This is a genomic window from Psychrobacter pacificensis (assembly GCF_900101915.1).
GTDB lineage: Bacteria > Pseudomonadota > Gammaproteobacteria > Pseudomonadales > Moraxellaceae > Psychrobacter > Psychrobacter pacificensis.
Map to the genome: position 1 here is coordinate 17974 of NZ_FNAL01000027.1, position 9699 is coordinate 27672.

Below are 9699 nucleotides of genomic sequence, written 5' to 3' on the forward strand. Positions count from 1 at the left end.
TGAAAGGCACAATGACGGACAGTACAATTATTCTTATGACCACTGATATAACAATAGTAACGAATAGGGCTGCACTTAACCGCAAATTAAAATGAATGATAAAACAATAGCAAAAATAGTAGCTAGCTATTTTTTGGCTAAAAAATAATTGGGACGACTAAATTATATATAGTATATATGGTTAGCACATCGGTCGCATAGAGTACGCGAAAGCCTGTACTTAAACAAGCGATTTACACAAGGCACTAAACGCTGACTAAGCAGCGTTTGTGTTTTGTAGATAAAAACCAGTGTACTGTTTTATCAGCGCGTTAGCTGCCAGATAGCAACTTGTCCTGACGTGCTTTGAGTCATCAGGCGATTGCCTTGTACTTGCAAGTTCGTCAACGTCCCTTTTGTCTGCACGCGGCTAACAATATTGCCAGTAGCAGGGTCAAATAAATGTACCACACCGTCAAAATCACCGACTGCAATATAATTGCCAATCATGACAGGATTGGTTAGGTCACGATAAGCCAGTGCCTCACTTTCCCACAATGTCTCGCCACTATTGCGATCATAGGCAACCACTTTACCATCTAGGCTAGTAGCAATCACTTGCTGAGGGTTGACGGCAAGTGCTTTTAAACTAGCAAGCTCATTGACGAACATCACTTGACGTGAGGCCAAATCAATACCTAATAGCTGACCACTATAACTAATCGCAAACAGCTGATTTTTATCCACGATAGGCTTGCCATCGACATCGCTCATGCGCTCAACTTCGCTGCTTCCAGACCCAATGCCAACACGTCTTGACCACTTTGGTAAGCCATTATCAACGGTGACTGCATGCAAACGACCATCAGCAGTCGCCAACAATGCCGTTTCATTATCTAGCAAAGTTGGTGCCGCACTACCGCGCACGCTGATCGCTGGTACTTGCGTCGCAAACTGCCACACTGATTCACCAGTCTGTAGCGATAAGCCATGCAAGAAGCCATCATTCGCTGATAATACCACACGATTATTACTGATAAGCGCTGGGGATAAAACCGACCCTGACAACTGCTGCTGCCAGCGTTTTGCGCCAGTCATAGTATCAAACGCCATTACTTGACCATTGCGAGTACTCACAACCGCTGTCTGACTCAGCGCATCCAACGCCACACCGCCTGTGATCTGATCACCGACGTTAACCGACCATAAGCGCTCGCCTGCCTGATTAAACCCTATCAGATCACCACCGCGTGATGCCGTAACGATTTGCCCATTGGCGTAACCAACTTGCAAATCTAGAGGGTCTTTCTTACTGGCTTTTTTGTTACCTACATCGGTGCTAAATACTGGCTGGAGCACGTTGAGCGGTTGCGCAATCTGTACCAATTTTACTGGGTCATTAACCACTGGCTTGATGCCGCGGTTACACCCAATCACTGCAGTGCTCATTACGGCAAGTACTGCCACATGCATGACTGTCTTCTTGATAGTCTGACTACTTAACGTAGTTTTTAACATTTTGCTAGAGCGAATAGATTGAGTCATTATATGTTCTCACTACAAATGAATTATTATTAATTGGTACATTGGCCAACAGCACATTAGTCATTATGACGTCATATCAAAAAGCATTTAATCGATTGCTACTGCTCAATACTATCTTAGTTATTTACTGAGCTTAGTTATTTACTGAACTTAGTGACTTATTGAGCAGCTTCAACGCTCGTATTTTCTGAGTTTTCAACCACTAATGGCTGCTCAGGAGTCGCTGATTCTTGGATAAGACTGGTGGGCCCAGCAATTGGCTCAGGAGTGATACCCAAGCTTTCCATCTTTAAGGCCAATACTGCACGCGTTTCTTGGCGACTACGTAATAGCTCCCAAGCATTATTGTAAGACTTAATCGCTGATTCTTTGTTGTCTTGTGCCAAGTAGATATCACCTAGCAGCTCTTGCTGACTGGCTTCAAACGAGCTTGGCATATCGTTGTTGGCTTCTGACAAGGCCGCATCTGCATCGCCTGTCGCCAGTAACGTCTTGGCATAACGCAGCTGAGTGATTGCCTTTAGACCGGCATCGCCCAGATCGATTGCTAGCGCTTGCTTAAATGTCTCAGCTGCCGCCGTAAAATCATCATTATCGACCTGTTGGCGAGCTTTTATCATCAGCGCTTGCCATGCGTATACTGATTCACCATGCGTACTGACTAAAGCATCAATATCTTTGTCTAACTGTGTGCGGCTCTGTACCAGCGACTCTTGTGCATCGGCTTCTAGATCTGGATTTTGCGAAGCCAGGCTGACTTCTTCATTCAGTCGTTGGATATCGGCATATTGATCAGCGGCGACAGTATCTACTCGCGCATGGTTGTTCTGCCAGTATGTCCAGCCAAAATAAGCAGCCAGTGCCAATAAAATCGCAGTGACAATATAACTACCATACTGCTTTAACGCTTGCATGGAGTTGTCTGCATTCGGCGAATTGGGGGTCAGAGCCATATATATTTACCTGATAAAATGTACATTAAATTGCTGATGCCAAAATCAAAAATGCGGCGTTGCAAGACGATTATTTACGAGAAAAGTTATCTTTACTCGATAGCCAATCTTGTGTGACAGTCTGCTGCTCACCCCTCTGCATGTCTTTGATACTGATGGTATTATCATCCAGCTCTTGCTGTGCGATAATGACTGTCAATGCTGCGCCTGACTTATCTGCCTTTTTCATTTGCGCTTTTAGACTCGTTGCACTTGCCATCTTCACGCGTACATCTGGACGACTATAACGTAGGTTTTGTGCGTAGCTGATACCTGCACTATAAACGTCAGGATGCGCCACTACAAAGACATCACAAGCGGGTTTGTCAGCAATCGGTGCCACGGCTTCCATCAGTAGCAATAAGCGCTCGAGCCCCATTGCAAAACCAATAGCCGGTTCAGATTTTACAGGTTTTTTATCTGACTTATCATCGTTTGTACCTATGGACTTTAATTGTCCAACCAGACCGTCATAGCGACCACCAGCGCATACCGTCGCTTGACTGCCAAGCTTATCCGTTACCCACTCAAAGACCGTTTTATTATAATAATCAAGACCGCGCACCAGATGTGGATTAATCTCAAAATCGATACCAAGCGCAGTCAGATAAGCTTGAACTTGTTCAAAATGCGCCACACTCTCTGTACCCAAGAAGTCAGCAAGCTTTGGTGCGTCTGCTAATACTGCCTGCGTACTTGCCTCTTTACTATCTAAGATACGTAATGGGTTGGTCGTCAAGCGACGTTTGCTGTCTTCGTCTAATTGATCTTTTTTGTCCGTCAAATAGGCAACCAGCGCTTCGCGATAGGCATGGCGTTCATCAAGCTCACCTAGGCTGTTTAACTGTAAGTGCATCTCATCTTTTAGGCCCAGTTCTTGCCACATCAGATGCGTCATTGCAATCAGCTCAGCATCAGCGTCTGGTAGCGCACTACCAAAGCTTTCAACACCTAGCTGATGAAACTGACGATAGCGGCCTTTTTGCGGACGCTCATAGCGGAACATTGGACCAACGTACCAAAGCTTCGGCGTGTCCCCACGCAATAAGTTATGCTCGATAACGGCACGTACTGCTCCTGCTGTACCTTCAGGACGCAAGGCCAAAGGCGTGGGTGGCTCAGATTTATCAGTGAAGCTGTACATCTCTTTTTCAACGATATCTGTCGCACCGCCAATCGCACGTGCGAATAGATCAGTTTGCTCAACGATAGGCAAGCGAATATGCTCATAACCATATCTACCAAGTACATCAGCCAATATCGCTTCTAGATGCAGCCACTTTGCTGATTGGTCAGGCAAAATATCATTAAACCCTTTAATAGCTTTAATCATGATACGGTCATGTCCTTAAAATTTAACAATTATGTCTATTATTGTTATCTACGTATTAACAAAAAAAATGTGCTGCCTACCCTTTGTTTACACAGCAAAAAGCAGATACTTGCATTGCGACTTATTTTACGCGAATAATCTCGTTCTCACGCTTTTTCGCCAAATCTTCTGCATGGGCGCGAACCATACTTTCTATTTCATCGACTACATTGTCGGTATCGATAAGATGACTTTTTTGACCCATACGGTATACCAGTGATCTTGGTGCGGCACCAACGATACCGATATCTGCTTCTTTTGCTTCGCCTGGACCATTCACTTTACAGCCAATCACGGATAAATCCATTGGTTCACGGATGTCTTCCAAACGTGATTCTAAGGCCGTCATCACTTTAATCACGTCAAACTCTTGACGCGAGCAGCTTGGGCAAGCGATAAAGTTTACGCCATTTGAGCGGATATTAAGCGACTTTAAAATATCAAAGCCAATTTTGATTTCTTCTTCAGGCTCAGCCGCTAACGAGATACGAATCGTATCGCCAATACCGTCTAATAACAGACCACCAAGCGCAATGGCAGATTTGACAGCACCAGTACGGTAGACACCTGCTTCAGTGACACCTAAATGCAGTGGGTTATCAATCTGCGCTGATAGCAGGCGATACGCATCCAATGTCAAAAACACATTACTGGCTTTGACAGACACTTTGTATTGGTCAAAATTAAGACGCTCTAAAATGTCGATATGACGCATTGCTGACTCAAGCATCGCCTCCCCAGTCGGCTCAGTATACTTACGCTGAATGTCTTTTTCTAAAGAGCCTGCATTGACGCCGATACGAATAGGAATATTGTGATACTTAGCACAAGCAACCACTTCACGCACCTTGGCATCGCTACCGATGTTACCAGGATTGATACGCAAACAATCAGCGCCGGCTTCAGCCACTGCTAAGGCAATCTTATGATCAAAATGCACGTCTGCAACCAAAGGTACGCTCACCAATTTACGAATCTCGCCAAAGGCTTTGACGGTATCCATCGTCGGCGTTGATACGCGCATCAAATCAGCGCCGGCTTCTACGCAGCGCTCGATTTGGGCGACGGTTGCCGCCACATCGCAAGTGTCAGTGTTGGTCATGCTCTGTACGCTAATTGGCGCATCACCACCAATCGCAACATCGCCGACATAGATTTTTTTGGTCAAACGGCGGTTAATAGGCGATGGCATTGACATAGATAAATCCTTAAATCAAAAATAGAAAAACCACAGGCTTGTATATATAAATGAGCTTAGACGTATAGTAGTTTTATTAAACGCTAGTAATCATGCTCGATAAGAGGCCAATGATGACTAAGGTACTAGCTCAAAGGTAGCTTGCTTATCCGTTGCATAAGTATCTAAAGCAACCGTTTCTTGATTGAGCATCAAGCTAACATTATCGATATTATCAATTTGTACACTAAATGGTGGCACGCCTGTTAGGTCATAGTCACCTGCCGTCTGTGAACCACTGATGAGACTATTACCCGATGCATCCGTGATGCTAACCACAGCATCATCGGTCAACTTCACGTTTAAAAAAGCCGTATCTGCACTGGCAGCACCTAAATTCAACGCAGAGCCAGACGCACCGATATCACTTGCATCATTGCTAATCGCAGCCCCTTGCGCTTGCTCAATAGCAGATACATCTTCAACAGTAGAGACAGGCTCTTGGCTATTTTCTTTACTCGCATTACTCACCATACGGAATAAAAATACTGCCAAGATAATGAGTCCAATCACACCGATGATCAATAGCGGATTAAAACGAATGCGATTGTGTGTATCGCGTTGCAGCGTGCCCATTGGTTGCAATGGTGTATCAGTATTATTGACCGATTTGGCTTTGAGTTCACTGGGGTAAGCGGCATCAAAACTACTCGCGATTTTGGCTGAGTCTAGGCCCAAATATTTGGCATAGTTAATAGCGAAGCCACGAGCAAATGCCGCTTGCGGTAATTCAGCAAAGTTTTCGCTCTCTAGTGCTTCTAGATGACGTTTTAAGATAAATAACTCGGCGGCTGCCTCTTCTAAACTGACTTGCTTCGTTTTACGGGCTTGCTGCAACGTGGCACCAAATGATCCCTGAGCGTTAGATTGAGTGTTTGATGATGGGGTGATCATTTCCATGGTGCCTCTGGATTGTTAAGCCAAGTCTTAAGTTGTTTCGCTTCGTCGCTCAATGGATAAGCGGATAAAAGCTGCTGTGCCAATTGCTGGCGAGTTGTAATGTTGTTTTGTGCTGCCGCAAGTTTGATACCTTGTAGGAGCAATCTAGGACTGATGCCCTGCCCTTGTACCAATATCAAGGTCTCGTCATACAAGCGCTGAGCCTGCGGTACTCGCTGCTGCTCAAGCAATAAATCTACCAGCTCAATATGAGCAATAATACTATTGCGATTGCCATCTAGGGCCCGCAAAAACGCTTTAGCAGCGGCACTATTGTCACCCAACTGAAGGTATGTACGCCCTAAATTCTCTAACGCACCGATACGGCCTTCATAACCTAATGAGGCGCCTGCAATCTCAAACTGCTCTGCCGCCTCACGATAGCGCTTCATCTGTGATAAATAAACACCGTAATTATTGTGTGCTTGCACAAAGTCTTTATCCAGCGCGATGGCTTTTTTAAAGTACTGATCGGCTTTTGCAAGATTGATGCGGCTGCCTTCTTGCTGCAACAAAACGCCCATCATATCATAGGCTGGCGCGTAACGGCTATCAGCAGCAAAGGCTTTTTCGAGTTGACGCTGCGCCGTATCGAGCTCATTTTTGCGGATATATTGTGCAGCAAGTGAGGTACGTACACGAGCAATTTCTTGCTGATCTAAGTTGCGGTCACCGCTGGGCTTCGTGGATGTCTGATAAGGCGCGATGCCTGACAAGTCATTGTTTGGTGTACTCTGACAGCCACTTAGCAATGATAATGCGAGTGCGGCAGCCAGTAATGCGCACTTCGGTGCAGTGACTCGGTTCGTCACCACACCTGCCTTTTTATAAAGGTTAAAAAATGGTTTTTGCTCTACCAACTGATAAAAATTTTTAGAAGTCATCATAGCCGCCATCATAAAACTGTGGTTCAATGCATTCGATCTTCGAGGCATCAGTTTAATAGATTTAGCCCCTATAAGTACAATTTAGTTGTTATTAATTGCTATGTTCTTCAATCTTGACCGTTATTGATACATTTTCATTACCGTTGCGACAGATAAAAGACAGCTAAGCTTCTTTTAGAACAGACGGATATTTATCCTGTCATATGCAAAACGTATCAAACATTTTCACGATCTTTGATGCTTTGTTGCCATGCAGCCGAGCGTCTGGTACGGTCAGCCACTTGTCCGACCAATTGACCACAAGCGGCATCAATATCATCACCGCGTGTTTGACGAATGGTGCAAACAAACCCAGCTTCACTCAGTATATTGCTAAACGCATGAATGCGGTTGTTGCTTGACTTATCGTACGACGCATGTGGGAACGGATTGAACGGAATAAGATTTATCTTACTTGGTAGCCCTTCTAATAGCACGACCAACTGATGAGCATGCTCATTGCTATCATTGACACCATCAAGCATCACATACTCAATCGTGACGTGCTTTTTATGACGCGGATTGACATCATAGACGTAGTTTTTTGCAGCGGCAATCAGCTCTTCTAGCGGGTACTTTTTATTAATTGGCACCAGCTCATTACGCAGTTCATCATTGGGGGCATGCAGTGAGATAGCCAGTGCTACATCGATATCTTGTGCTAGTTGGTACATTTTAGGTACCACGCCTGAGGTTGACAAGGTCACTCGACGTTTTGATAGTCCATAAGCGTGATCGCTCAGCATCAGCTCCATTGAGCCAACCACTGGTTTATAGTTTAATAATGGTTCACCCATGCCCATCATGACCACGTTGGTGACATTGTTTTCCCACAGGCTATGATCAACGTGTTCTAGACTATCATTGTTATCAGTCATATAAGAGGCATTGGCCACCCACAGCTGACCGATAATCTCAGCAGCGCTTAAATCACGCTCAAAGCCCTGCTTACCAGTACTGCAAAAACTACAATCTAGCGCACAGCCCACTTGTGAAGACACACACAAAGTCTTACGACCATTTAATTTACTGTCATCCGCTGGAATCAATACCGTCTCAACCAATGAGCCGCCCGTCACTTCAAACACCCATTTACGCGTACCATCATCACTATATTGACGATGAATCACTTTTGGTGGCGTAACGCAGGCATTGGCTGATAACTTATCCCGCAATGATTTGCTCAGATTGGTCATCTGCTCAAAGTCAGTGACTCCGTGCTGATATATCCATTTAATCACTTGCGTCGAGCGAAATGGCTTTTCACCGATACTTTTAAAGTAATCGGCAAGTTGCGACTGCGTCATCCCTAATAGATTGGTCTTGGCCTGCGCCTCATCTACTATCTTGATACTAGCCGTCTTGTTAGTGGGTGTGTGTTGGATCGGTGATTGAACAGTGGACATAATAGGTAACCTTTTGGCATAAGCCACGAACGTCGTTATACAATTAAATGATGCATTGAGCAATCCGTTATGAGCGCAAAATTTGTCCTATATAGAATGCAAATAATTATCTATATTGACAATGTGCTGATAAAGGATTGATAACGCTAGTAAATCTAATAATGAGGCAAGCGCCTATGAATTTCAATAAGCAACGACACTGTTATTACATATAACAGCTAAAACGGCTTATACCCATAAGATATAAGCCGTCTCGCGATACTATTTATTAACAATCAATATTGCAAATAATAGCTGCTATTAACGCGTACGTGCACAAACTTCGTCTTCATTGAAGAAGTAGCTGATTTCACGTGCCGCTGATTCAGCTGAATCTGAACCATGTACCGCGTTTTCATCGATGCTGCTAGCGAAGTCAGCACGGATAGTGCCTTCAGCAGCTTCTTTAGGATTGGTTGCGCCCATGATTTCACGGTGCTTAGCGATAGCATTTTCGCCTTCTAGTACTGATACCAATACTGGACCTGAAGTCATGAATGATACTAGGTCGTTGTAAAATGGACGCTCAGCGTGCTCAGCGTAGAAACCGCCTGCTTTTTCGTCATCAAGTTGTAGCATTTTAGCGGCAACAATTTTTAGACCAGCTTGCTCAAAACGATCATAGATAGCACCAATGTGGTTGCCAGCAACTGCGTCAGGTTTGATGATAGATAAAGTACGTTCGTTAGCCATGAAAAGCTCCTAATGGATGAGTGGGTTAAAAAATTGAACTAAAATAAGAAATGAAATAGCAAAGAAGTCGCCTTATCACGAACCTCTCATTTTATCTCCGACTACTATATTGGCTTAGACTTATTGAAATGGTTCATGATTTATCAATATAAATATAAATTCAAGACAGACCAAAACAGAATTATTGCTTATCAAAACGTGAAAAAGGACTCCACCTGATGTTAGGGTGGAATTGAATTTCGCCTAGCGTTTCGTTTATTATATTATATCTTAGATTAACACACCAAGTGCAACGCTAATTAATATTATAGAACGCCTGCATAGGCGTTTTAAACCCTAATCGTTTTCTTGGTCTGTTGTTTAGTTTGTTCTCAATGTCCTGTATTTCATTATCAGAGACTTGTCTAAAGTCACAACCCTTAGGCAAGTACTCTCTGATAAGGCCATTGGTATTCTCGTTGGTTCCTCGCTGCCATGACGCATAAGCATCGGCAAAGAAGAAAGGGCTAAAGAGCTTTTGTTTCACCTTCTTATGCTGAGCAAACTCTTTACCATTGTCAGAGGTAATGGT

The 9699-nt window shown here is 44.1% G+C and carries 9 protein-coding genes; all 9 read right to left on the minus strand.

Annotated features, from left to right (window positions below; all coding sequences use genetic code 11):
• Positions 1-303: 303 nt before the first annotated feature.
• Positions 304-1524, minus strand: coding sequence for an outer membrane protein assembly factor BamB (gene bamB, locus BLR43_RS11985; RefSeq protein WP_071003378.1), 1221 nt, complete (start codon positions 1522-1524; stop codon positions 304-306).
• Positions 1525-1682: 158 nt separating this feature from the next.
• Complete coding sequence (locus BLR43_RS11990; RefSeq protein WP_071003377.1) at positions 1683-2477, minus strand: YfgM family protein; 795 nt, start codon at positions 2475-2477, stop codon at positions 1683-1685.
• A gap of 70 nt (positions 2478-2547) precedes the next feature.
• Positions 2548-3849: a histidine--tRNA ligase gene (gene hisS / locus BLR43_RS11995; protein WP_071003374.1), complete on the minus strand. Its 1302-nt coding sequence runs from the start codon at positions 3847-3849 to the stop codon at positions 2548-2550.
• Positions 3850-3970: 121 nt separating this feature from the next.
• The gene (gene ispG / locus BLR43_RS12000) at positions 3971-5086 is read right to left on the minus strand and encodes a flavodoxin-dependent (E)-4-hydroxy-3-methylbut-2-enyl-diphosphate synthase (RefSeq protein WP_071003372.1); all 1116 of its coding nucleotides are present in this window, start codon (positions 5084-5086) and stop codon (positions 3971-3973) included.
• A 117-nt stretch (positions 5087-5203) separates the two neighbouring features.
• On the minus strand, positions 5204-6025 hold the full coding sequence (locus BLR43_RS12005; protein ID WP_320157875.1) for a helix-turn-helix domain-containing protein: 822 nt from the start codon (positions 6023-6025) through the stop codon (positions 5204-5206).
• The gene (pilW, locus tag BLR43_RS12010) at positions 6016-6951 is read right to left on the minus strand and encodes a type IV pilus biogenesis/stability protein PilW (RefSeq protein WP_227517153.1); all 936 of its coding nucleotides are present in this window, start codon (positions 6949-6951) and stop codon (positions 6016-6018) included. Before pilW ends, BLR43_RS12005 begins: the two co-directional genes overlap by 10 nt.
• Before the next feature lie 215 nt (positions 6952-7166).
• The gene (rlmN, locus tag BLR43_RS12015) at positions 7167-8396 is read right to left on the minus strand and encodes a dual-specificity RNA methyltransferase RlmN (RefSeq protein WP_186474867.1); all 1230 of its coding nucleotides are present in this window, start codon (positions 8394-8396) and stop codon (positions 7167-7169) included.
• A 300-nt stretch (positions 8397-8696) separates the two neighbouring features.
• On the minus strand, positions 8697-9128 hold the full coding sequence (ndk, locus tag BLR43_RS12020; protein WP_058025095.1) for a nucleoside-diphosphate kinase: 432 nt from the start codon (positions 9126-9128) through the stop codon (positions 8697-8699).
• A 295-nt stretch (positions 9129-9423) separates the two neighbouring features.
• On the minus strand, positions 9424-9699 hold a 276-nt coding region (locus BLR43_RS12025; protein ID WP_143007438.1), incomplete at its 5' end, for an IS30 family transposase.